This window comes from Agromyces cavernae, assembly GCF_021044935.1.
Taxonomy (GTDB): Bacteria; Actinomycetota; Actinomycetes; order Actinomycetales; family Microbacteriaceae; genus Agromyces; species Agromyces cavernae.
This window is the reverse complement of sequence record NZ_JAJNMP010000001.1, coordinates 223,736-247,412: the sequence shown is the minus strand read 5'-3', so window position 1 is coordinate 247,412 and position 23,677 is coordinate 223,736. Positions and strand designations below refer to the sequence as shown.

Annotated in this window: 18 protein-coding genes and 1 pseudogene; 8 read left to right on the top strand and 11 right to left on the bottom strand. The window is 67.7% G+C overall.

What is annotated here, in order from left to right:
• Positions 1 to 231 precede the first annotated feature (231 nt).
• Both LQ757_RS01160 and LQ757_RS01155 read right to left on the bottom strand, forming a co-directional pair.
• Positions 232 to 1,209, bottom strand: coding sequence for a hypothetical protein (locus LQ757_RS01160; RefSeq protein WP_231045375.1), 978 nt, complete (start codon positions 1,207 to 1,209; stop codon positions 232 to 234).
• A 306-nt stretch (positions 1,210 to 1,515) separates the two neighbouring features.
• Positions 1,516 to 2,961: a CCA tRNA nucleotidyltransferase gene (locus LQ757_RS01155; RefSeq protein WP_231045374.1), complete on the bottom strand. Its 1,446-nt coding sequence runs from the start codon at positions 2,959 to 2,961 to the stop codon at positions 1,516 to 1,518.
• A gap of 102 nt (positions 2,962 to 3,063) precedes the next feature.
• Between LQ757_RS01155 and LQ757_RS01150 the strand changes: the two genes are divergently transcribed.
• The 6 genes from LQ757_RS01150 (at position 3,064) to LQ757_RS01125 (ending at position 11,232) form a co-directional block, all read left to right on the top strand.
• Positions 3,064 to 5,568, top strand: a complete 2,505-nt coding sequence (locus tag LQ757_RS01150; RefSeq protein WP_231045373.1) for a DUF6049 family protein — start codon at positions 3,064 to 3,066, stop codon at positions 5,566 to 5,568.
• On the top strand, positions 5,528 to 7,183 hold the full coding sequence (gene murJ, locus LQ757_RS01145) for a murein biosynthesis integral membrane protein MurJ (RefSeq protein ID WP_231045372.1): 1,656 nt from the start codon (positions 5,528 to 5,530) through the stop codon (positions 7,181 to 7,183). Before LQ757_RS01150 ends, murJ begins: the two co-directional genes overlap by 41 nt.
• Before the next feature lie 187 nt (positions 7,184 to 7,370).
• Positions 7,371 to 8,378, top strand: a complete 1,008-nt coding sequence (gene trxB / locus LQ757_RS01140) for a thioredoxin-disulfide reductase (protein ID WP_231045371.1) — start codon at positions 7,371 to 7,373, stop codon at positions 8,376 to 8,378.
• A gap of 64 nt (positions 8,379 to 8,442) precedes the next feature.
• Entirely contained in the window at positions 8,443 to 8,766 is a 324-nt protein-coding gene (gene trxA, locus LQ757_RS01135) for a thioredoxin (protein WP_231045370.1), read from the top strand.
• A gap of 169 nt (positions 8,767 to 8,935) precedes the next feature.
• A complete protein-coding gene (locus LQ757_RS01130; RefSeq protein ID WP_231045369.1) occupies positions 8,936 to 10,255 on the top strand; it encodes an aminotransferase-like domain-containing protein in 1,320 nt (439 codons plus the stop codon).
• Between the two features lie 17 nt (positions 10,256 to 10,272).
• Positions 10,273 to 11,232 carry a D-alanine--D-alanine ligase family protein gene (locus tag LQ757_RS01125; RefSeq protein WP_231045368.1) on the top strand — a complete coding sequence of 320 codons (960 nt, stop codon included), beginning with the start codon at positions 10,273 to 10,275 and terminating at the stop codon, positions 11,230 to 11,232.
• Between the two features lie 124 nt (positions 11,233 to 11,356).
• Here the strand turns inward: LQ757_RS01125 and LQ757_RS01120 are convergent, their stop codons facing one another.
• The 9 genes and pseudogenes from LQ757_RS01120 to rpmH all read right to left on the bottom strand — a co-directional run bounded on the left by LQ757_RS01120 (position 11,357) and on the right by rpmH (position 20,036).
• A complete protein-coding gene (locus LQ757_RS01120) occupies positions 11,357 to 12,340 on the bottom strand; it encodes a ParB/RepB/Spo0J family partition protein (protein WP_231045367.1) in 984 nt (327 codons plus the stop codon).
• Positions 12,340 to 13,236 carry a ParA family protein gene (locus LQ757_RS01115; RefSeq protein ID WP_304504425.1) on the bottom strand — a complete coding sequence of 299 codons (897 nt, stop codon included), beginning with the start codon at positions 13,234 to 13,236 and terminating at the stop codon, positions 12,340 to 12,342. The genes LQ757_RS01120 and LQ757_RS01115 overlap by 1 nt, the downstream gene beginning before the upstream one ends.
• A gap of 2,052 nt (positions 13,237 to 15,288) precedes the next feature.
• Positions 15,289 to 15,849 carry a hypothetical protein gene (locus LQ757_RS01110; RefSeq protein WP_231045366.1) on the bottom strand — a complete coding sequence of 187 codons (561 nt, stop codon included), beginning with the start codon at positions 15,847 to 15,849 and terminating at the stop codon, positions 15,289 to 15,291.
• Between the two features lie 1,057 nt (positions 15,850 to 16,906).
• Entirely contained in the window at positions 16,907 to 17,542 is a 636-nt protein-coding gene (gene rsmG, locus LQ757_RS01105; RefSeq protein WP_231045365.1) for a 16S rRNA (guanine(527)-N(7))-methyltransferase RsmG, read from the bottom strand.
• Positions 17,543 to 17,558: 16 nt separating this feature from the next.
• Positions 17,559 to 18,056, bottom strand: coding sequence for a Jag family protein (locus LQ757_RS01100; RefSeq protein ID WP_231045364.1), 498 nt, complete (start codon positions 18,054 to 18,056; stop codon positions 17,559 to 17,561).
• A 3-nt stretch (positions 18,057 to 18,059) separates the two neighbouring features.
• Positions 18,060 to 19,019, bottom strand: a complete 960-nt coding sequence (gene yidC, locus LQ757_RS01095) for a membrane protein insertase YidC (RefSeq protein WP_231045363.1) — start codon at positions 19,017 to 19,019, stop codon at positions 18,060 to 18,062.
• 186 nt (positions 19,020 to 19,205) lie between these two features.
• Positions 19,206 to 19,493 (bottom strand): annotated as a pseudogene (yidD, locus tag LQ757_RS01090) (membrane protein insertion efficiency factor YidD); the annotation flags it as partial.
• 2 nt (positions 19,494 to 19,495) lie between these two features.
• Positions 19,496 to 19,891, bottom strand: a complete 396-nt coding sequence (gene rnpA / locus LQ757_RS01085; RefSeq protein WP_231045362.1) for a ribonuclease P protein component — start codon at positions 19,889 to 19,891, stop codon at positions 19,496 to 19,498.
• 7 nt (positions 19,892 to 19,898) lie between these two features.
• Entirely contained in the window at positions 19,899 to 20,036 is a 138-nt protein-coding gene (gene rpmH, locus LQ757_RS01080) for a 50S ribosomal protein L34 (protein ID WP_022889115.1), read from the bottom strand.
• Between the two features lie 438 nt (positions 20,037 to 20,474).
• Here rpmH and dnaA point away from each other — a divergent pair, with 438 nt between their 5' ends.
• Together dnaA and dnaN are read left to right on the top strand one after the other, a co-directional pair.
• Complete coding sequence (gene dnaA, locus LQ757_RS01075) at positions 20,475 to 21,902, top strand: chromosomal replication initiator protein DnaA (protein WP_231045361.1); 1,428 nt, start codon at positions 20,475 to 20,477, stop codon at positions 21,900 to 21,902.
• Positions 21,903 to 22,471: 569 nt separating this feature from the next.
• The gene (dnaN, locus tag LQ757_RS01070) at positions 22,472 to 23,623 is read left to right on the top strand and encodes a DNA polymerase III subunit beta (protein ID WP_231045360.1); all 1,152 of its coding nucleotides are present in this window, start codon (positions 22,472 to 22,474) and stop codon (positions 23,621 to 23,623) included.
• Positions 23,624 to 23,677: the final 54 nt, after the last annotated feature.

Here is a 23,677-nt window from a genome sequence, read left to right as displayed (position 1 = left end):
CTCCCGCCCTCCCGCGCCCCCGCACGCCCGCGGGCACGCGCACACCCGCGCCCCCGCACACCCGCGCCTCCGCCCTCCCGCACGCCCGCCGGCACTCCCGCGCCCCTCGCGCCGCGCGCCCCGCGCGCCCCTCGCGCCCCGCGCTCCCAAGCCCATCGCTTCCCGGGGTGCTTTCGTGCCAGAATCCACCGGAAGATGCCCGTTTGCGGCACGAAAGCACCCTCGGAGTACTCATGGACGAGCACGACGGTGCAGACCGAGGTCATCGAGCACCCCGGCCAAACTCCGCGGACGCATCGCGACCTTCCAGTCCCAATGGGCCGAACGACGGCGGTGCCGAGTGCCGATCCGTTGATCGCGCTTCTTTTCGTCCAGGATGACCTGCTCGAGGGTTCGCCCGCCTCGATACCTCGGATCGAGGTACTTGAGGTCGCCGTCGAACTCGCCGAAGGCACCGAACTCGGGCCAGTCAAAGTCCACCCGATCAATGCCCCCATCTGCTCGATCGAAGACGACCTGCAGCTCCGGCGGCGGATACCCGAGCAAGTGCATCTGGGCCCGACTCAAGGACTCGCCAGGCGACTCCGCGCGATGGTCGGCGAACTCGATCGCCCGGAGCGCTGCGCGGGCGCCCGTGCGACGCCCGAACTCCCGGAGTCTTTGCGTAACCCGCTCGATGGGAACCCCGCGGGCGACCACGAAGGCCCCCGACCGCAGGAACGCCCCGGTCGAGGCATCCAATGCGACAACCGCATTGACGAAGTCGCGGTCGCAGACGAGGTCGGTGAGGGTCTGGAGGAGCCCGGTGACCAGGAAACCATTGCGCTCCACGACCTCGGCGGCGTCGAATGGCGTGCGACGCCAACGAACTCCGTTCATCGACCGCGGACGAGTCGACCGAGCGTCGACCAGTTCAACCGCGTCGGGTGCCGGACCGATGCGGGGAATACCCCACACGACCGCCGCAGCCTCATGCGAGAGCACGACTCGAGAGCGTCGGGTGCCGACGACCGCCTCGATTCGTGCGAGCTCGCCCCGGCGGGCGTTCGCCGCGGCGAGCTCTTCGGGGACTGCGTATGCTCCGGCTCGCACTCGGACGAGCGTTCCCGCGTTCACGCGGCGATGAGTGGTGCGCCGCGACGTGTGCAGGGAGGTTGGGTTCGCGCGGAATCGAAGCTCGACGGGGTGGTCGTCGTTCTGAACGCTCATCAGCCGATGGTGCCTCGTTCGTCGTGCCGACCCGCCCGCCCGAAGCCGGCCTGTGAGCGTTCTGGCCCGCGCCAATCCTTGTGGAGGACCACTCCTCCGTCACTCCACTGCCTGCGTCCGACCTGCACACCCACGCTCCGGGGGTGCATTCGCGCCAGAATCCGCCCGAATCGCCCGGAGTTTGGCACGAAAGCACCCCGCAACGGGTTGTGGTAGCGGGGGCGGGGTAGGGCTAAGGCTAAGGCGGGGTCCGGCGGGGCGGGCGGGGGCGAGGGCGGGCGGGGGCGAGGGCAGGGCCGTGCGGGCTCAGGCGCCGGCGCCGGCGCCCCCGCGCGCGGCCCACCAGGCGCGCAGGCGCTCGGTCGCGGCATCCGGGCCGATGGGTCCCTCGTCGAGCCGCACCTCGAGCAGGTACCGGTACGCCTCACCGACGATCGGTCCAGGCGCGATACCCAGCAGCGCCATGATCTGCTGTCCGTCGAGCTCGGGGCGCACGGCCGCGAGCTCCTCCTCCTCGGCGAGCACGGCGATGCGCTCCTCGAGGTCGTCGTACGCGAACCCGAGCTGGTCGGCCTTGCGTCGGTTGCGCGTGGTGACATCGGCCCGCGAGACGATGTGCAGGCGCTCGAGCTGCTCACCCGCGTCGCGCACGTAGCGCCGCACGGCCGAGTCGCTCCACGCGCCGTCGGTGTAGCCGAAGAACCGCAGGTGCAGCTCGATGATGCGCGACACCGCCGCGATCGTGTCGTTGTCGAACCGCAGCGCGCGCAGGCGCTTGCGGGCGAGCTTCGCGCCGACGACGTCGTGATGGTGGAAACTCACCGAGCCGCCCGGTTCGTACCGCCTCGTGGCGGGCTTGCCGATGTCGTGCAGCAGCGCCGCCAGGCGCACGACGAGGTCGGGGGAGTCGAGCACGCCGCGCGACTTCTCGTAGTCGATCGCCTGCTCGAGCACGGTGATGGAGTGCTCGTAGACGTCCTTGTGGCGGTGGTGCTCGTCGCGTTCGAGGCGCAGCGCGGGCACCTCGGGAAGCACGAGGTCGGCGAGCCCCGAGTCGACGAGCAGTCGGATGCCCCGGCGCGGCGCATCGGTCAGCAGCAGCTTCGACAGCTCGTCGCGAACCCGCTCGGCCGAGATGCGCTCGATCGCGGGGGCGAGGTCGTCGATGGCCATGCGCGTGGCGTCTTCGACCTCGAAACCCAGCTGCGACGCGAAGCGTGCCGCGCGCAGCATGCGCAGCGGGTCGTCCCCGAACGACTGCTCGGGTGCGGCGGGGGTTCGCAGCACCCCGGCCACGAGGTCTTCGACACCGCCCGACGGGTCGACGAGTTCGAGTTTCGGCAGCCGCAGCGCGAGCGAGTTCACGGTGAAGTCTCGGCGCGTGAGGTCGTCTTCGAGCGACGAGCCGAACACCACATCGGGCTTGCGCGAATCTCCGTCGTAGGCGTCGGCCCGGTAGGTGGTGATCTCGGCGGTCTCGCCCGCGACCTTCGCGCCGATCGTGCCGAACGCACGGCCGATGTCCCAGTGCGCCTCGGCGATGGGCTTCACGATCGCGAGGATCTCGTCGGGAGTGGCATCCGTCGTGAAATCGAGGTCGCTGACCGGTCGGCCGAGGAAGGCGTCGCGCACCGGACCGCCGACGAGCGCCAGTTCGTGGCCCGCAGCGTCGAATGCGACGGCGAGCTTCGCCACGGTCGGAGAAGCCGCCAGCTCGCCCAGCCGGTCGAGGGCTGCCGCGACACTCTGCATGCCCACCATGTTAAGTGGAGCCGTCCGGCGTCGACCTCCCGGCCCCGCTCCGCCTGTGGACATCGAGCGGATGCACGGGGCCCAACCCGTAGAATCGCGTGCATGTCCGACGAGTCGATTCCTGCGCGCGCGCCCGCAGAACGACTCCAGGCGACCGACGACCCGATTGCGGATGTCTCGTCCGCCGGTTCGGCCACGATCGCAGGGCCCGAGACCGAGGCTGGTCCGCGCCGCCGGCGCGGTGTCGCCGTCGGCATCGCGGCCGCCGCGATCGTGGCGGTCATCGCGGCACCGCTCGGGGCCCTCGCCGTCTCCGACGCCAGTGGCACCGCCGAAGCCTCGCTCGACGCCGTCGGCGGCCCGGTCGACTCCGCCCGCCTCACCGAACCCACCGCCGACGTCGAAGGCGTCGATCTGCACATCGCGCCCACGGTCGACACCACGGTCACGCCCGGTGCGCCGCTGACCGTCAACGTCGAGATCGAGAACACGACCGCGGAGGCGCTCGCGTCGGGAACCGTGCGCCTCACCCGTGCAGAAGGCCCGATCGACGGCACCGATGAGCTCGACGCGTGGCTGGGCACCGCGGGCGATGACGCCGGTGAGCCGGCTGGCGACGGCGTGCTGATGCTCGAGGCCGAATCGCGCGCGGTCGCGGCGGGCTCGACCGCGGTCGTGTCGTTCACGGTGCCGGCGAACGCCCTCGGCGACGCCGACGACGGGCCGGTACTCGGCCTCGGCGCCGAGATCGTGGTCGACGGCATGCTCGTCGCCTCAGCGGGCGAGGCGTTCGCGACCTCGACCGCGCCGGCTCCGAATCCGACCTCGCTCGCGATCGTGTATCCGCTGACGGTTCCCGCCGAACCGGTCGGACTCTTCACGGCCGCGCAGCTCGAGGAGTGGACCGCCCCGCTCGGCCTGCTCGATCGACAGCTCGACGCGGTCGCGGGCAAGCGGGTCGCGGTCGGCATCGACCCCCGCATCATCGCCTCGATCCGGGTGCTGGGAACGGCCGCTCCCGCCTCGGCGACGCAGTGGCTGGCCCGGCTCGCCGCCCTCACGAACGAGACGTTCCCCCTCTCCTACGCCGATGCCGATGTGGCGTTGCAGGCGCAGCTCGACCTTCCCGCGCTCTTGGCGCCTACGACGTTCTACGACGTGCTCGATCCCGACGCCTTCACCGACGTCGAGCCGCCCGTCGACGGCGCCGAGACCCCCACCCCGACCCCGACCGCCCCAGAGACCGGTGAGGCGACGCCCGAACCGACCGACCCCGCCGATCCCACCGGCGTCCTCCCGACGACCGAAGAGCTCCTCGACTGGCCGTACACGCGCACCGATATCGCGTGGCCCGCCGACGACACGATCGCCACCGGCGACCTCGGCTACCTCGACGCCGCCGGACTCACGACCGCGATCGTCGCCCCCGGCAACGTCGCTCCGCTCGACGGCCGCCTCGATGCCGCATCGGCGATCGAGGGCTCCACGGCGGTCGTCGCCGATGAGCGACTGACGGCGTCGCTGCGCGACGCTTCGACGGCGTCGACCGAGACGGAGTGGCGCTCCGCCGCCGGCAGGCTGCTCGCCGGACTCGCCATCGACGCCGACTCCGGCCGCCCGGCGACGATGCTCGCGACCTTCGATCGCGGTGCGTACGCCAACGTCGACCGTGTCGCCGACACGATCGACGAGGCGATGGGAAACGCGTGGGTGCGCCCGGCCGGCCTCTCCGACGCGATCGGCGCGCCGCCCGTCGCGCGCACGCTCGTCGACGAGCCGGAAGCCAACGAGCGCCGCCTCGCCGCCGAGCGCATGATCGCCGTCGAGGCCGAGGTCGCCGAGTTCGCGACCGTGCTCGAAGATCCGCGGCTGCTCACGGGACCCGTGCGGCGCGACCTGCTCGCCCTGCTCGACGTCGCGTGGCTCGGCGACACCGGCGCGTGGAATACCGCGGTCAACACGTGGCTCATCGATCGGCGAGCGACCCTCGATTCCGTCTCGGTGGTGCCGAGCAGCAGCGTGCTGGTCGTCGCCCGCGAGTCGCCGTTGCCGACGACCGTGCTCAACGCGCTGCCGTACCCCGCCACGGTCATCGTCTCGGCCGACCCCTCCAACGGCCGGCTCATCGTCGAAGACAGCGTCGAGGTCACCGTCGGGGCCGAGTCGCGAAGCACGGTCCAGGTGCCGATCGCGGCGGGCGTCGGCCGTGGCGAGGTCACGATCGCCGTCTCGCTCACCTCGCCCACGGGTGTGCCGATCGGCGGCACGGTGAACGTCGAAGCGAACGTGCAGGCCGACTGGGAGGGCCTCGGCGCCGCGATCCTCGCGACCGCCGTCGCCCTGTTCTTCGGCTTCGGCATCTGGCGCAACATCCGCCGTCGCCGCCGGCAGCGTGCCGAGGCGGCCGCCGGCGCCGACCAGGCGACCGCAACGACCGAGATCACGGATGACCCGGCTCCGGCGGATTCCGAGCAACCCGAGGCCGAGGCATCCAATTCGACGTCGGCCGATCCCGCGGATGCCGATACGGATTCCGCCGGCCCCGAGACACCCGAAGGCGCAACCGATGGATCCCGCACCGACGACCCCGAGCCGCGGAATGACTGACGGCATCGGCCGCGCGAGCGCCTTCCTCGCATCGGGCACCATCGTCTCGCGCATCCTCGGTTTCGTGAAGGCGATCGTGCTCGCCTCGACCATCGGTGCTGCCGGGGCCGGCGCCAACGCCTTCGCCGTCGCGAACCAACTGCCGAACACCATCTACGTCGTGGTCGCCGGTGGCGTGCTCAGCGCGGTCATCGTCCCGCTCATCGTGCGCGCTGCAACGCACGAGGACGGCGGCGCCGCCTACATCAACAAGCTCATCACGCTCGGAATCGTGGTGCTCGGGGCTGCCACCGTGCTCGCGACGGCGCTCGCCCCGGTGCTCACCTTCCTCGTGGGCGGCACGCGGATGTCGCAGAGCACCCTGGCTCTCGCAATCGGTTTCGCCTGGTGGTGCCTGCCCCAGATCTTCTTCTACGGGCTCTACTCACTGCTCGGTGAGGTGTTGAACGCGCGCCGCGTCTTCGGCCCGTTCACCTGGGTTCCGGTGCTGAACAACGTCGTGGCCCTGCTCGGGCTCGTCGCGATGATCCTCGCGTACGGTGCCGATCCCGGCGGAACGCGGGCCGCGTCGGACTGGACATCTGGCATGATCGCCCTGCTCGCGGGCACCGCGACGCTCGGCGTCGCTTCTCAGGCGTTGATCCTCTTCGTCTTCTGGCGTCGTGCGGGCCTTCGCTACCGGCCCGACTTCGCCTGGCGGGGAATCGGGCTGCGTCATACCGGCAAGCTCGCCGGCTGGACCTTCGGGATGCTGCTGCTCACCACGTTCGCGGGCATCGTCGAGACGAACGTCACGGGCGTCTCGGCCGATCAGAGCGACCAGGCCTCCGTCGCTGTGCTGCAGAACGCATGGCTGATATTCATGCTGCCGCACTCGGTGATCACCGTCTCGATCGCGACGGCCTACTTCACCCGCATGAGCGAGCACGCCGCACTCGGCGAGATCGATCGGGTGAGGTACGACATGTCGAGCGCCGTTCGCGGTGTAAGCCTCATCATCATGATCGCTGCGGCAGGACTCATGGTCGTCGCGTACCCCTTCGCCTCGTTCTTCACCGACGACTTCACCCTGACGTCTGCAATGGGCAACGTGATCATCGCCTATGTCGCCGGTCTGGTCGGCTTCAGCGTCCTGTTCATCGCGCAACGCACCTTCTACGCCCTCCACGACACCCGAACGCCGTTCGTGTTCACCCTCGTGCAGGTCGTGCTCTTCACATTGGGCGCACTCGCATGCCTCACCCTGCCGAGCGAATGGACCGCGTTCGGCATCGCCGTGGTCACGACACTGGCGGGCACCGTGCAGCTCATCGTTGCACTCGCCCTCCTTCGCCGCCGCATCGAGCGACTCGACGGACGCGCCATCCTCGCCTCATTCGGCCGCTCGCTCGCGGCACTCGTGCTCCCCGTCGCAGCCGGTGTCGCGCTCCTCATCGCCTTCGGTGGAACCACCCCCGGCGGTTACGCGATCTCGAGCATCGTCGGCGCGATCGTCTCGATGACGGTGATCGGCGTCGTGATGTCGGCGCTGTACTTCGCCGGCCTCTGGCTCCTCCGGTCGCCCGAGCTGCGCGGGTTCGCCGAGCCGCTCGTGAGCCGGCTGCGCCGAGGCTGATCACCGGGCTGATCACCGGCCGAGCGTTTCGGCCTGTCGTCCCGGGCAGACACGCGGCACGAGTCATCCGTCACACTCGCGACGCACAGCAGGGCGCCGGAATAGCCGCCGCCTAGACTGTGTTGACCATGGCGTGACATCCGGATGATTCGGATGCCACACCTACGAGAGCACAGGGAGCATACCGTTGCGCGACATCATCATCATCGGCTCCGGCCCGGCCGGCTTCACGGCCGCGATCTATGCCGCTCGTGCTGAGCTCAAGCCGCTGCTCATCGCGAGCTCGGTCGAGATCGGCGGCGAGCTGATGAACACGACTGAGGTCGAGAACTTCCCCGGGTTCCCCGATGGCATCATGGGACCCGACCTGATGGCGAAGCTGCAGGCCCAAGCCGAGCGCTTCGGCACCGAGGTCGTCTACGACGATGTCGTCGAGCTCGAGCTCGACGGACCGGTCAAGCGCGTGAAGCTCGGCAACGGGGAGACCCACGAGGCCGCGGCGCTGATCTACGCGACGGGTTCGGCCTACCGCAAGCTCGGCCTCCCCGAGGAGGAAGTCCTTTCGGGCCACGGTCTCTCGTGGTGCGCCACGTGCGACGGCTTCTTCTTCCGCCAGAAGACGATCGCCGTCGTCGGCGGCGGCGACTCGGCCATGGAGGAGGCGACGTTCCTCACCCGCTTCGCCGACAAGGTCTACGTCATCCACCGTCGCGACTCGCTCAAGGCGTCGAAGATCATGCAGCAGCGCGCATTCGACAACGAGAAGATCGAGTTCATCTGGAACGCCGAGATCGCGGCGATCCACGGCAGCACCGCGGTGACCGGTGTCACCCTGCGCGACACCGTCACGGGCGATGAGCGCGGTCTCGACCTCGACGGCCTGTTCGTCGCGATCGGCAACGACCCGCGCACGCATCTCGTGCACGGCAAGCTCGAGCTCACCCCTGAGGGCACCATCGCCGTCGAGGGCCGCACGTCGAAGACGAGCGTCCCGGGCGTGTTCGCGGCCGGCGACGTCACCGACCCGCATTACCGCCAGGCGGTCACCGCCGCGGGCTCGGGCACCGTCGCCGCGCTCGACGCCGAACAATACCTGGCTGCGCTCCCAAAAGCGCCTGAGGACGAGGTCGTTGCCGACGCGGCATCCGTCGCCGCGACTGAAGCCGCCGAAGCCGAGTTCGCCGTCGCGAACTGACGGAACGCGACAACCGACCACCGGAAATCGCCGGTCACCCGAATTCCACCCAAAGGAGAACGCAATGACTGCACGTGCAGTGACCGAGGCCACCTTCGAGCAGGAGGTCCTCAACAATGACCGGGCTGTGCTCGTGGACTTCTGGGCTGAGTGGTGCGGCCCCTGTCGCGCCGTCAGCCCGATCCTCGACCAGATCGCGACCGAGCACTCCGAGAAGCTCGACATCGTGAAGCTCAACGTCGACGAGAACCCCGGGCTCGCCATGAAGTACCAGATCACCGCGATCCCGGCGTTCAAGGTGTTCGAGAAGGGCGAGGTCGTCAAGACCGTCATCGGCGCCAAGCCGAAGCCCGCCCTCGAGGCCGACCTCGCCGCCTACATCTCGTAGTCGGCGGTCTCGCTTCACCCCAGACCCGTCCGGCACCCGCCGGGCGGGTCTTTCGCGTCTCCGCGGCTCGGTCATCGAAGAATCGGCGGATGTCGCAGCACGACGGCCCCGAACCGTCGTCGTCCACCCAGCAACTAGCATGGAAACTCACCACAGAACGGAAATCGCAGTGACTTCTGACGGCGTCCCGCAGCGCACCGGCAACAATCTCGACCCTTGGTACGCGAACTACGCCGAGCGAGCCGCCGGGCTCTCCGCCTCCGAAGTCCGAGCCCTTTTCGCCGTCGCCTCGCGGCCCGAAGTGGTCTCACTCGCCGGCGGAATGCCGTTCGTCTCGGCGCTGCCGCAAGACCTGGTGGTCTCGTCGATGCAGCGCGTGATGAGCGAGCAGGGGCCGACAGCGTTGCAATACGGCTCTGGTCAGGGGATTCCCGCCCTTCGCGAGCAGATCCTCGACGTCATGGCCCTCGAGGGCATCCGGGGGACGGTCGACAACGTGGTCACGGCGACCGGGTCGCAGCAGGCGCTCGACCTCGTGGCGAAACTCTTCCTCGACCCGGGTGACGTGGTGCTCGCCGAAGCGCCCTCCTACGTCGGTGCCATGGGGGTCTTCCGCTCGTATCAGGCGAATGTCGTGCACGTCGCGATGGACGAGCACGGGCTGATCCCCGAGGCGCTGCGGCAGACCATCGCGCACCTGCGCGGACAGGGCCGACGCATCAAGTTCCTGTACACGATCCCGAACTTCCACAACCCCGCCGGCGTGACGCTCTCGGCCGAGCGACGGCCCGAGATCCTCGAGATCTGCCGGTCGAACGAGATCCTCGTGCTCGAAGACAACCCCTACGGGCTGCTGCACTTCGACGAACCCGCGCCCGACGCGCTGCGGGCGCTCGACCCCGAGGGCGTCATCTACCTCGGATCGTTCTCGAAGACGCTCGCCCCGGGATTCCGCGTGGGGTGGGCGCTCGCCCCGCATGCGATCCGCGAGAAGCTCATCCTCGCCGCCGAGTCGGCGATCCTCTCGCCCAGTTCGTTCAGCCAGCTCGTCGTGTCCGAGTACCTGGCGAATGCCGACTGGAAGGGCCAGATCGACACGTTCCGCGGGGTGTACCGCGAGCGCAAGGACGCGATGATCGAGGCGTTGGGGGAGCACCTGCCCCAACTCAGCTGGACGAACCCGAACGGCGGATTCTACGTCTGGGTCACCATGCCCGACGTGCTCGATTCGAAGCAGATGCTTCCGCGCGCCGTGAAGGAGCTCGTCGCCTACACCCCCGGAACGGCCTTCTTCGCCGACGGTCGCGGTCGCCACGCGATGCGGCTCTCATTCTGCTATCCGACGCCCGACGCGATCCGCCTCGGCGTTCGGCGCCTCGCGACCGTCGTGAACGGTGAGCTCGATCTGCTCGACACGTTCGCCGGCACGGGAACGCTGCAGCTCCCGCCGACCTCCGGCTACGAATCCGCGCCATCCGACCTGAAGTAGTGGAGAAACCCCTGATCATGAGCGAATCAAACGCGCTGTCCGTCGTTGTTCTCGCTGGCGGGATCTCGCACGAGCGCGATGTGTCATTGCGTTCCGGCCGCCGCGTCGCCGACGCGCTGAGCGCGGCCGGGCATCGGGTCGTGCTGCGCGATCCCGATGCCTCGCTCCTGCCGTTCCTTGCCTCGGAGCGTCCCGACGTCGTGTTCCCGGCGCTGCACGGCTCGAGCGGTGAAGACGGATCGCTGCTCGAGCTGCTCGCGGCCCTGCAGATTCCGACCGTCGGTTCGACGGCCGAGGCCGCCCGCTGTGCTTGGTCGAAGCCCGTGGCCAGTTCGCTCGTCGCCGTTGCCGGCCTCGAGGTGCCGGAGTCGATCGTGCTCTCGCACGAATCGTTCCGTGAACTCGGGGCGGCCAGCGTGCTCACGGTCGTCCGCGAGCGGCTCGAGGGCGACCTGGTGGTGAAGCCTGCGTCGGGTGGCTCGGCGCAGGGCGTCAGCATCGTCGAGAGCCCCGACGGGCTTCCGCGGGCCATGGTCGAAGCGTTCACCTACGCCGACGTCGCGATCGTCGAGCGGCGCATCTTCGGAACCGAGATCGCGGTGACCGTCATCGACGCAGGCGACGGTCCTCGGGCCCTGCCCGCAGTCGAGATCGAGCCGACGGCAGGGGTCTACAGCTTCCAGGCTCGGTACAACGCCGGTGAGACCACGTTCTACGCGCCGTCGCGACTCGACGATTCCGTGATCGCCGCCGCTTCCGACGCGGCGGTTCTCGCCCACCGCACGCTCGGGCTGCGCGACCTGTCGCGCGTCGACTTCATCGTCGATCGAGATGGGCGACCGTGGTTCCTCGAGGCGAACGTGCTTCCTGGACTGACCGAGACGTCGCTCGTTCCGCTCGCCATCGAGGCGTCGGGTTCGACGGCGTCGGCACTCTACGACCAGCTCGTTCGGGGCGCTGTTTCACGAGCGGCGTAGTCGGCGGGGAACGAGAATGCGGGGGCGACGTCGTCGCCCCCGCATTCTCGTATCCCGGCGTTCTCGTCTGGTCGGAACTCGCGTATTTCAGTTCGTCAGGAACGATCCTGTGCGCAGTTCGCGCTCACACGCCCTCGAGCTCCTCGCCCATGTCCGTCAGGATGCGCCGCAGATCCTGAACCGTCGCGAAATCAATGCTGATCTGGCCTTTCCGAGCACCGAGAGCGATCTTCACCCGGGTGTTGAGGCGGTCTCCCAATCGAGTGGCCAGGTCATCGAGGAAGTCTTGCCGCTTGCCCGCGGCGGGCCTCACTCGCGTCGACTTCGGTTCCTTCGTCGCGAGCGACTCCGCCGCACGCACCGAGAGTTCCTCGTTCACGATCTTGTCGGCGAACCGCTGCATCTCGTCGGGGTCGCCGACTGTGAGGATGGCGCGTGCATGACCGGCTGAAAGCACGCCTGCCGCGACGCGGAGCTGCACGGGCTCGGGCAGTTTGAGCAAACGCAACGTGTTCGAGATCTGCGGCCGTGATCGCCCGATGCGGCTCGCCAGCTCCTCCTGCGTGATGCCGAAGTCGGCGAGCAGTTGCTGGTAGGCGGAGGCCTCTTCAAGGGGGTTCAGCTGCGAGCGATGCAGGTTCTCGAGCAGCGCGTCGCGCAGCATGTCTTCGTTCGCCGTGTCCTTGATGACGGCGGGAATCGACCCGAGGCCGGCCTCCTTGGTCGCGCGCAGGCGTCGCTCACCCATGACGAGTTCGTACTTGCCGGGGAGGTCGGGGTGTGGTCGGACGACAATCGGCTGGAGGACCCCGAACTCGCGAACGCTGTGCACGAGTTCCGCGAGGTCTTCAGGGTCGAACACACTGCGCGGCTGCTGCGCATTCGGCAGGATGTCGTGCGGGTTGAGCCTTGCGAGATGCGCGCCTGGAACGGTGACCAGTCCGCCTTCGGCGGCGGCAGCCTGCTCAACGGCAGCGATCGCTGTCGCGGGCGTCGAGTCGGCGTCGGGGAAGAAGACATCGACGGGGCGCGATGACCGAGTGGTGTCGTCGCCGCTCGGGATCAGCGCGCCGATACCTCGGCCGAGTCCGGTTCGCTTGGTTGCCATCAGTTCGACTCCTGGGGTTCTGCAGCGCCGCGGTGTGCGATCTCGGCTGCTGCCTCTCGATAAGACAGGGATCCGCTCGACGCGAAGTCGTAGCTGATCACGCTCTGGCCGTAGCTAGGCGCTTCCGACACTCGTACGGAGCGGGGGATGATCGTCGACAGCGTCTGGGTGGGGAAGTGGTCGCGCACTTCCTGTGCAACCTGTTGTGCGAGGTTGGTGCGCGAGTCGTACATCGTCAGCAGGATCGTCGAGAGGCGCAGCTCGGGGTTGAGGTGCTTCTCGATGAGCTCGATGTTGCTCAGCAGCTGCGAGAGACCCTCGAGCGCGTAATACTCGCACTGGATGGGGATGAGCACCTCGCGTGCGGCGACGAACGCGTTGATCGTGAGCAGGCCGAGCGAGGGCGGACAATCGATGAAGACGTAGTCGTACGGGTGATCCATCGTCGCGAGGTGGGCGTCGAGGGCTCGGCGAAGGCGTTGTTCGCGCGCCACGAGCGAGACCAACTCGATCTCAGCGCCGGCAAGGTGAATCGTGGCCGGCACGCAGTCGAGCCGCTCGTGTTCGGCAGACAACTGCACGACGTCGGCGAGCGGCAGATCCGCGACGAGCACCTCGTAGACACTCTGCTTCTCGGACCGGTGATCGACACCGAGCGCGGTCGATGCGTTTCCCTGCGGGTCGAGGTCGATGACGAGGACTCTTGCACCCGATCGAGCGAGCGCGGCCGCGAGATTGACGGCGGTCGTCGTCTTGCCGACGCCGCCCTTCTGGTTCGAGATCGTGAGCACCCGAGTCGCCGGGGGGAGTGGGAGTTCCGCCTCCTCGAGCGCGATGCGCCGACGGGTCTCATCGGCAAGTTCGTAGGCCAGGGGAGTTCCTCCGTGGTCGAGCAATGTTTCACGTGAAACATCGATGGTGGTGGGTGCTGCCGAGCCTTGGGCGGCTTCGGCGGTTGTGGATTCAGTCAAGTCTGGTGACGGTGCCGGCTGGTTCACCGCGGGCGTGGGCGCAGGCGTCGGCGGCGCGGGCGTCGGCGCAGGCGTGGGCGCAGGCGTCGGCGGCGCGGGCGTGGGCACCGGCGCCGCGTCCACGAGGGGCGCTTCGCTCGGAGTACGGGTGACAGTTGCCGCTGGTCCCGTCGTGTGAGGAACGGACTCCGCAGAACGGTCCGGCCTCGCATCAACGGTCGGGGAACTCGCGTCGTTGTGAGCCGTGCCCACCGAGGTCTCCTGCTCGAGCGGCGCTGACGGTTCGAGTGGCGCAGATGGCCGGGGCGCGGGCGCGACGGTGGTCTGCGGTGATTCATCACGAGGATGCTCGACATTCACCGATTCGGCACCGGGGGAGTGGGCAACACGAGCGCCGTCGTCGATGTTCGTCGGACGAGGCGAGTTCAACGAGGACGCCGTGTCGACGGCAGCGTCACCGACGATCTCGCGGATGAGATCTTCGAGCAGTTGGTCGGGAGCCGCGTGTGCGTCGAGTGCACCCTGCCCGCTGGGGCGACTGATGATGTCGCCGTCACCGCGCAGCGCTGCTGCGGTCTCGGCATCCCAGTCGATTCCCGGATTCGGCGCATGCGACCCATGCGGACGGTCGACGGCCGCATTCGCTGGCGAGACTTCGGGGGAGAACGCGGGGCGGCGAGGATCGGAGGTGTCGGCGGACCCCGGATCTGGCGCGACCGCCGGAGATGAAGAAGGAGCGTCTATGAAACCGTTGGGGCCTTGGAGCTCCGGCGTGGATGCGGGCTCGCCTGCGGGGGCCACTGGCCGCTCGCCGTGAAGCGGAGTGGGAACAAGCGAGTTCCCTGCCGAAGGGCGTGCCGGGGTTGGCTGTTCCGGGTCCACGCCTGCATCTGGGCTGCTCGCAACTTCGTGCACCGGCGGGTCGACAGGATGTGAGCGCTTCCGGTGGAACCAGCCACGCCCCCCACCTGGTGCCATGCCGTTCGCTCCTTCTCGCCCTGCGTCGATGGCCGCAGTTGGCGGGTCGACCCGAGTGTCAAGCTTAACCGGCTCCTCCGACGGGAGCCTCGGATTCGGCGCATTCGTAGAGAATTGCACCGATTGCTTGGCTCGCGGATCGGAATCGTGCGATGTTTCACGTGAAACATGCTTGCCGACGTTGCACGTCGGTCCACTGATGCAGTTGACTGCCCCGTGCGCCAGCGTGGTCCGGAGAGCTCCATCCGGAGCGGATTGCACATGATGATGCGCGAGGCGGCTCGCTGTATTTCAGGCTCACCACCTCGGATGCGCGCTGGCGCCGCTCGTACTGATCCTCCCGGAAGCACCCGCGCGCCCCGGACGCGGCTCGGTCGAGACCACGGCCGAATGCGGCCGCACGGCGTCAGGCTCGCCGCTTCAGTTATCGCACGGACCAGGTCGCGCTGATTCCGCAAAAGGAACCCCGTTGGAGGATGTCGCCGTCTTTCCCCCATGGTCGAGCAGAGGGCCAGGTGCGCGGCAACCCGTCGTGACTCGACGGAGATCAGTCCCGGCTCGACCTCAGTGGACGTCATCGAGTCGCGCCATCGCCGACCCAGAGCACCACGACTGGACCGGCCGATAGGCCCGGGCGGAAGGCCGGTGTGCTGTTGCTGCGATTCGCAGTCTGGTGTCCTACCTGGAATGGCATGTCCCAACACGGAACTCGACAGGCGCCCGGTGGGAGGCCGGCACTCAGCCGACCGCCGTGGCATTCGGCCCGGTGGGGTGACGTACTCTGCATGGCGTTCTGCCCAACGGGATGTGGTTCAGGTACGGGCCGGCGAACGGGCGACCGCTGGGGCGGCGGCACGTTTCACGTGAAACATTCGCTGAACAAGGGTGGGGCCCGCAACGCACACGCACACACCCCAAGGCCCGTCGAGCCCGGGTCGCGACTGCTCGGCGAACGAGCAGTTCGAATATCGTCTCGGCGGCGGTGCAGCGATGACGGGGTCAGAGGAACTGGCGCCAACTACGCTCGGAACCGTCGGGGGCCTCCCAGCGGAACTCAACCGTGAGGATCGCGGGTCCGCCCGCAACATGGTGCACGTAGAACTCATAGCCCTCGCCCGGCTGAACGGTGAGCGGCATGCTGAAAGGGATGACGATGTGGCCGGCCGTGTCGAAGCCGGTCAGAGTGGTCGGCCTTTCGGACGCATTCCGTAGGATGTAGTGGCCGCGTCGCAGAGTGTGGATCTCCCAGGGGTTCACGTCGCGGCTTGTCGACCTGCTGGCCTGTGTCGCGGTCGGGGTCTCGTCCTTCGCCTCCTCGCGAGCAGCAGCTGCCGTGGCGGCGCCGAGATTCTGGATCGCTCGCGGTGGGCCGCTGACGGCAGCGGCGCGGTTCGCATCGCGCGCAACCTCGGCCAGGCCTTTCCGTGTTCCAACCTCCCTGATGAGCGCCCAGGCAGCGACACCGCCCGAGATGATTGCGCCGGCGGCGCCGAGGTAGGCGGGAAAGACGACGCCCCAGAAGTCGGTCGGTTGAGGAACTCCGGCGCTGAATTCGATCACTCGGGCACTCTATCGGCGGTGATCCCGTGAGTGCCCGGTTCACCCGCCCGTCCGACCACAAGCATGCCGAGACGCCCACGTTCTCCGCGACGCATAAGTGCCGTGCGCCCCGATGCCGGGCGGAGAACACTGCACGCGAGCGGCGCCGGAAAGCGGCTGAGGGCAATAGGGTCGCCGCCACCACGGCGTCGGCGTCGGGCGGTCCGGTGCGTGAGCCCGTCACGGACCTCCGGGCTGCTGGCCTCGGGCACATGCGCGTAGCGATACTTGCGAACGTCCAGCCGCGCGCCATGTCCGCGCTGATCCACGGGCGGCAGGAGCGAAGTTCTCGGCACGCTGAGTAGATCAACCGGATGAAGCGGGAAAGGGCTGAGACGATCCTCGCCGTCGAAGCCTCGCTGGACATGCTGGAGACCGGGCACTTGTGAAGGCGATGCCGTACGTGCGTCGTTGCAGTCGCTCGGGCGGCTGGCTGGTCGCGGTCGGCGATCGCACGGCACCTCGGGGGTGGGCCGTCAGACCCCAAGGCTGCTGTCGGAGAGCGAAGCGGTGGCGTCGCATCTGGGCCTGATGCGGATCCGAGCTTCGACGCTGAGGCGGCTCCCCAGAAAGCAAGGTCTCCCACCGAGTCCTCCGCCGACCTACCCGCTCACATCGCCGATCGCAGTCGACCGGAGTAGCGCGGGCGTCGCGCGCGCCGGGCAGCGCAAGCGAACCGCCAAGTGTTCGCAGAGCGCTAAGCGGAGCCTGGCCGAAGCACGGACTGGCGGGGCACGGTGGCATGCCCCGAGGTCCGCAAGTACGACCTCGACGACACCAGCCGACCCTCGACTCTTACCCAGCGCCAGATCCCGGCCGTAAATGTTTCACGTGAAACGTGTGAGACGCCGGTGCGAGTTGACGTGGGAGGCGCCGGTGCAGGTTCGGTGTGAGACGCCGGTGCGAGTTCCGCGTGAGACGCGAACCGGGCCATCGTTCTGAACACACGTCACCCACGTCCGCCGAGCGCATCATCTGCCACGAGCGAGAGGTCACTCGCAAGCCAGGCGCCGACAGGTCAGTCGACCGTGGCCCGGAACACCCGTGTGACCTCGCTCGCCGGCACGAGACCCTCGCCGAGCACCAGCACCTCGACATCGCGCAGCTTGTACTTGCGGATCGCCTTCTCGGCCGCGCCGATCTCGCCGTCGACGCCGGCGCCCTTCATGAGCACGAGTTCGCCGCCGGCGCGGAGCAGGGGAGCGGTGACGGGGATCAACGTGCGCAGCGCACTGACGGCACGGGCAGTCACCTGGTCGAGCGAATCGAACAGCTTCGACTCCTCAGCACGAGCGCGCACCACCGACACATTCGAAAGTTCGAGCTCGTTCACCTGTCGCTCGAGCCACGCAACCCGACGTTCCATCGGCTCGATGAGCGTGAACGAGACGTCTGGTCGGATGATCGCGAGCACCAACCCCGGCAGGCCGGCGCCGGATCCGACATCACCGACGCGCCCCGGTCGCATGAGCGGTGCCACGAGTGCGCTGTTGAGGATGTGCCTGGTCCACAAGCGGGGGAGTTCGAGTGGACCGATCAGCCCCAACTCCTCCCCGTAGCGCGCGAGCGCCGTCGTGAATGCCCTGCCGGCTTCGAGATGGTTGCCGAAGAGTTCGGCGGCCGCGGCCGGCTCGGGCTCGAGTCCGTCGATCATCGTTTCACGTGAAACGTCAGCCGACGCGAGTGATGACCGTGTGCCGGTCGGCGCCCTCGCCGTTCGACTCCGAGTGGAAGCCGCGCTCGGCGACGAGGTCGTGCACGAGCTTGCGCTCGTACGACGACATCGGCGGGAGCGCAGCAGAGGCGGCACCGCCCTCGATGCGTTCGATCGCACGGGACACGAGCTTCGCCAACTCCTCGCGGCGCGCGTCACGCGAGCCGCCGATGTCGAGGATCAGCCTCGAGAACACGCCGGTCTTCGTCTGCACCGCGAGGCGGGTGAGTTCCTGCAACGCGCTGACGGTCTCGGGCTTCGAAAGCATGCTCAGGTTGGCGCCCTCGCCGGCATTCACCGAAATATACGCCCGACCGTTGCGCGCATCGATGTCGATGTCGCCGTCGAGGTCGGTGATGTCGAGGAGCTCCTCGATGTAGTCGGCGGCGATATCGCCTTCTTCTTCGAGCTGCGCGGTCGATCGGTGCTCGGCGTCGTGCTGAACGTCGGTCATGGTCTACTTTCCTTGCTTCTTCGCGCGCGACTTGCTCATCGGCTGCTGGCGTTGAGTCTTCTTGGGCTCCTCGACGACGATCACGTCGCCTGAGGCATCGTCGACGACGAGCTTGCCCTTCTTCGCGAGGCGCGCCTCACGGGCCTTCGCCGCCTCACTGCCGGGCGTCGGCATGTTGCGGATGACGACGAACTGCTGGCCCATCGTCCAGAAGTTCGAGACGAGCCAGTAGAACATGACGCCGATGGGGAAGGCGACACCCGAGAACGCGAAGACGAGGGGGAGCAGGTACAAGAGGATGCGCTGCTGCCGGAACATGGGGCTCGCCTTGGTCTCGGGCGACATGTTCTTCGAGACGATCTGCAGCTGCGTGATGAACTGCGAGGCGGTCATCAGCACGATCATGACCGAGGCCACGACCATGACCTGCCAGGGCTGGAAGTTGTTGTTCCATGCGTTGATGAACGTGTCGCTCAGAGGCGCCCCGAGGAACTCGGCGTTCGAGAACGACTCGGCCAGCGTCGGAGTCAGCACGCCGACGCCGCCACGGGCCGCGTGGATCGACGCGTCGTTGAGCACCGAGAAGAGGCCGAAGAAGATCGGCATCTGCAGCAGCAACGGAAGGCACGACGAGAGCGGGTTGGTGCCCGTCTTCTTGTAGAGCTCCATCGTCTCGCGCGACATCGCCTCGCGCGAGAACTGGTCCTTCTTGCCCTTGTACTTGTCCTGGATCTTCTTCAGCTGCGGCGCGACCTCGAGCATGCGCCGCTGGCTCTTGATCTGGCGGACGAAGATCGGAATCAGCGCGGCCCGCACGACGATGACGAGGCCGACGATCGACAGCACCCAGGTGACACCGGCGTTCGGATCGAGGCCGAGGAACGTCCACAGGGAGTGGAACGCGACGAGGATCAGCTCGATGACCCATTTGATGGGCCAGAGGATGATGCTGATGATATCCATGGAGCTGGATCAGTCCTTTCGGGACACTGCGGCGTTGGAGGTGGCGAGCACCGCATCGCGGCGAGGCGCGACCGGTGCGGCGTTCAGGTAGTCGGATGCCCCGTGCTCGGTGTGATCGTGCGAGTGGGCCTGACCGTGGACATGTGCGTCGGCAGGGACATCCGTCATGGAAACGGCGCCGGCAGGAACGACCCAGCCGAAGGGGGTGACACGGTAGCGACCGTGCCGCGCGACGCGGACGTCGTCGATGCCGCCGGCCGACCAGGGGTTGCACCGCACGATGCGCCAGGCGGTGAGCAGCGAACCGACGACGAGCCCGCGTTGTTGGACCGAGCCGAGCCCGTAGGCCGAGCATGAGGGGTAGTACCTGCAGACATCCCCGTAGAGCGGGGAGATGACGGCTCGGTAGCCGCGGATCAGCAGCACCCCGAGGTTGCGGGGGATGAGCAGTACGAACAGGGCCGCGGTGCGCATCGTCACACACCCTTCGAAGGCACGGGTGAGGCGCCCGCAGCGCGCTCGCGTGCGCGGCGGTTCGACACTGCGGCGAACACCTCGGACCGCAGGGATGCCCAGTCGGCCGCCGACGCCGAGGGCAGAGCACGCACCACCACATCGACACCGGCGATGTCGGCGCCCGCCACGTCGTCGCAGAGTGCCTCGTAGCACGCGGCCTTCAGCCGCCGACGCACGAGGTTGCGGCGCACAGCGCCCCCGACCTTCTTCGAGACGATGAAGCCGAAGCGTGCGTCGGTGCCCGACTCCCGTGGGCGCAGGTAGCTCACGGTGTGGGCACCCGCGACCTTCGCACCTCGGCGCACGATGACTCGATAGTCGTCGGCGCTCGTGATGCGATTGGCTTTGGCGAGCACCGAAAGACTACGCGGAGAGTTCGGTGCGGCCCTTGGCGCGGCGTGCCGAGAGGATGGCACGACCGGCGCGGGTGCGCATGCGAAGGCGGAAGCCGTGCTTCTTGGCGCGACGACGGTTGTTCGGCTGGAACGTACGCTTGCTCATTCTTCTTCTCCGGCTGTTGGATCTCCTCGCCGGGAAGCAGCTGCGACAGGTGGTGCAGCGCGATGGCGGGAAAACTGGGTGCCCAAAGGGCTGGGGTCAACTGATTAAAACTACGGCCTCCGTGGCTCAGGGTCAAACCGAGGGGCCGCGTCCGAGGCGCAGATCGAACCCCACAGTATCCCCCCAACCTCGATGATGCCTGTGGAGCGACACGCGCGGGCGATCGAATCCTCCAATCGGCATTTGTCCACAGGGCCTGTTTTGGATAGCGTTTGACACCAGTTATCCCCAGCCTTGCGCGCGGAATCTCGGGCGACTTCCCGAAACTGCCCACAGGACGTGGATAACCTGTGAACACGCGCCTCGCGCCGCTTTGCTTCATCGATCGGGGGATCGATCAGGCGGCGTACCGGGCACCCAGACCGATTGCGGGGAACGATGACAGAGCAGCCCATTTCCGACACATGGGCGACGATCCTCGATCGGCTGTCAGACGACGATGCGATCACGCCGATGCTGCAGGGATTCCTGAACCTCGTCGAGCCGAAGGGCATCGCGGCCGGCACCTTCTACCTCGAGGTTCCCAACGACTTCACGGCGAGCATGCTCAACCAGCGCATGCGGGTCTCGCTGCTCTCCGCGATGAGCGAGGTCGACGCGCCGGCGCCCGTGACCTCCTTCTATGTCGTCGTCAACCCCGAGCTCGAGGAGCTGCGTGCACCGGCGCCCGAGCCCCAAGCCGCCTTCGTCGACGACCTGAGCGACCCGGTCGAGCTCCCGGCATCGCCGCAGTCGGTCTTCGAGAACACGACCCCGGGTTCCACCCGCGATACGCGCCTCAACCCGAAGTACGCGTTCGACAGCTTCGTCATCGGCCAGTCCAACCGATTCGCGCACGCGGCGGCCGTCGCGGTGGCCGAGGCACCCGCGAAGGCATACAACCCGCTGTTCATCTACGGCGACTCGGGTCTCGGCAAGACGCACCTCCTGCACGCGATCGGCCATTACGCGATGAGCCTGTACCCGGGCATCCGCGTGCGGTACGTGTCGTCCGAGGAATTCACGAACGACTTCATCAACTCGATCGCCAACAACCGCGGCTCGCTCTTCCAGCAGCGCTACCGCAACATCGACATCCTGCTGATCGACGACATCCAGTTCCTGCAGGGCAAGGCGGAGACGCAGGAGGCGTTCTTCCACACCTTCAACACCCTGCACGACCACAACAAGCAGGTCGTGATCACGAGCGACGTGCCGCCGAAGCATCTCACGGGCTTCGAAGACCGCATGCGCAGCCGGTTCGAGTGGGGCCTCATCACCGACGTGCAGGCGCCCGACCTCGAGACGCGTATCGCGATCCTTCGCAAGAAGGCGCAGTCCGAACGCCTCCAGGTGCCCGACGAGATCCTCGAGTACATGGCGTCGAAGGTATCGAGCAACATCCGCGAGCTCGAGGGCACGCTCATCCGCGTCACGGCGTTCGCGAGCCTCAACCGCACGCCGGTCGACATGCCCCTCGTGCAGACGGTCCTGAAGGACCTGATCACCGATGACTCCGACAACGTCGTCGCGCCGGTCGACATCATCACCGCCACGGCCGAGTACTTCAAGCTCACCGTCGACGATCTCTATGGCTCGAGCCGATCGCAGGCGGTGGCGACGGCACGGCAGATCGCGATGTACCTCTGCCGCGAACTCACGAACCTGTCGTTGCCGAAGATCGGCCAGCTGTTCGGCAACCGCGACCACACCACCGTCATGTACGCGAACAAGAAGATCTCGGAGCTCATGAAGGAGCGCCGGTCGATCTACAACCAGGTCACCGAGCTCACCGCACGCATCAAGCAGACGAGCCGCTACCGCTGAGGCAGGCGTGGGGTTGAGGAGCGCCCGACGCAGGAGGACGCGTCTCGGAGCCACCTCCCCGAAGCCGGGGTTTCGAGACGCTCGCTGCGCTCGCTCCTCAACCGACCGAACTCGGGGCGCTCGCTGCGCTCGCTCCTCAACCCACTGAAACGGCGACGAAACGGGGTCTGCAGGCGCCATGCAGACCCTCCCGGACGCGAATCCCACAGTTGTGGAGAACCTGTGGATAGTTAACGAGCAACCATGTCGTGCCTGTTCAGTTCATCGGCTCCCCTGTGAAGAACACTGATCGGCGTTCGACGTACACGAGCGGCATCCGTTCGTGAATCCACACACTGTTCACAGATCGGATGGCCCGGGATCGGTGTGATTCCGTGGCCGGCGCTTCGTCATCCACAGTTTCCACAGCGGTTAACACTGTTAAGAGATAGAGGGTTAAGGCGAACTTCCCACAACCTCGACGTCGGAGTGCCGACTCGCGGGCACGGCTCGGGCGAATCGCCCGGCACCGGGAAGGGCTCTGCGGCTAGCATGGGAGCCACTATTGCGACATCCACGACGGGAGAACCGTGAAGTTCCAGGTCAATCGCGACGTCTTCAGTGAGGCCGTTTCCTTCGCCGTCAAGCTGCTCCCACAGCGCACGACCCTGCCGATCCTCTCGGGTGTGCTCATCCAGGCGAGCGCCGACGGCCTCGTGCTCTCCTCCTTCGACTACGAGGTGTCGTCGCAGACCGAGATCCAGGCCGACGTCGAAGAGCCCGGCACCGTGCTCGTCTCGGGCAGGCTGCTCGCCGAGATCGCCGGCCGTCTGCCGAACGCCCCCGTCCGCGTCGCGACCGAAGAGAGCCGCATCTCGGTGAGTTGCGGCTCGGCGAGCTTCACCCTGCTTTCGATGCCGGTCGAGGAGTACCCGTCGATCCCCGAGATCGGCGAGCAGTCGGGCGTCGTTCCGGCAGAGGAGTTCTCGGCCGCGGTCGCGCAGGTGGCCGTCGCCGCCTCCCGCGACGACGTGACGCCGGTGATCACGGGCGTGCAACTCGAGGTGCGCGAGAACAGCCTCGGCCTGGTCGCCACCGACCGCTATCGGGTCGCGGTTCGCGAGATCGACTGGGACGGCGGCACGGTCGCGGGCGAGTCCGAGGCGGTCACCGCCCTCGTGCCGGCGCGCACCCTGCAGGAGGTGGGCAAGACCTTCGGTCACTCGGGCACGATCTCGGTCGCGATCACGAGCCGCGACGACCGCGAGCTCATCGCGTTCAGCGCCGACAAGAAGACGGTGACGTCGCTGCTCATCAAGGGCAACTTCCCGCCCGTGCGCCGGCTCTTCCCCGAGACCGTCGACAACTACGCGGTCATGAACACGGCCGACCTCATCGAGGCCACCCGACGCGTCGCCCTCGTGCTCGAGCGCGAGGCCGCGTTGCGCTACAGCTTCAGCGCCGACGGGCTCACCCTCGAGGCGATCGGCTCCGAGCAGGCGCAGGCGTCCGAATCGATCGACGCGATCCTCACCGGCGACGACACGGTCGTGTCGCTGAAGCCCCAGTTCCTCCTCGACGGGCTGGGCGCGGTGCACTCCGAGTACGTTCGCATCTCGTTCACCAAGACCGAGAACCCCAACAAGCCGGGTCCCGTGCTCATCACGAGCCAATCCTCGCGCGAGCAGGCCGGCGCCGACAGCTACCGCTACCTGCTGCAGCCGAACCTGCTGCTGCGCTGACGCCGCAGCTGCATCGCGGGTTGAGACGCAAGTCAGCGCCGTCTCGAAAGCGTG

Coding starts and splice junctions, on each gene's coding strand:
- LQ757_RS01160 (WP_231045375.1), bottom strand. CDS start 1,209: ATGAGCGTTCAGAACGACGACCACCCCGTCGAGCTTCGATTCCGCGCG.
- LQ757_RS01155 (WP_231045374.1), bottom strand. CDS start 2,961: ATGCAGAGTGTCGCGGCAGCCCTCGACCGGCTGGGCGAGCTGGCGGCT.
- LQ757_RS01150 (WP_231045373.1), top strand. CDS start 3,064: ATGTCCGACGAGTCGATTCCTGCGCGCGCGCCCGCAGAACGACTCCAG.
- murJ (WP_231045372.1), top strand. CDS start 5,528: ATGGATCCCGCACCGACGACCCCGAGCCGCGGAATGACTGACGGCATC.
- trxA (WP_231045370.1), top strand. CDS start 8,443: ATGACTGCACGTGCAGTGACCGAGGCCACCTTCGAGCAGGAGGTCCTC.
- LQ757_RS01125 (WP_231045368.1), top strand. CDS start 10,273: ATGAGCGAATCAAACGCGCTGTCCGTCGTTGTTCTCGCTGGCGGGATC.
- LQ757_RS01120 (WP_231045367.1), bottom strand. CDS start 12,340: ATGGCAACCAAGCGAACCGGACTCGGCCGAGGTATCGGCGCGCTGATC.
- rsmG (WP_231045365.1), bottom strand. CDS start 17,542: ATGATCGACGGACTCGAGCCCGAGCCGGCCGCGGCCGCCGAACTCTTC.
- LQ757_RS01100 (WP_231045364.1), bottom strand. CDS start 18,056: ATGACCGACGTTCAGCACGACGCCGAGCACCGATCGACCGCGCAGCTC.
- yidC (WP_231045363.1), bottom strand. CDS start 19,019: ATGGATATCATCAGCATCATCCTCTGGCCCATCAAATGGGTCATCGAG.
- rpmH (WP_022889115.1), bottom strand. CDS start 20,036: ATGAGCAAGCGTACGTTCCAGCCGAACAACCGTCGTCGCGCCAAGAAG.
- dnaA (WP_231045361.1), top strand. CDS start 20,475: ATGACAGAGCAGCCCATTTCCGACACATGGGCGACGATCCTCGATCGG.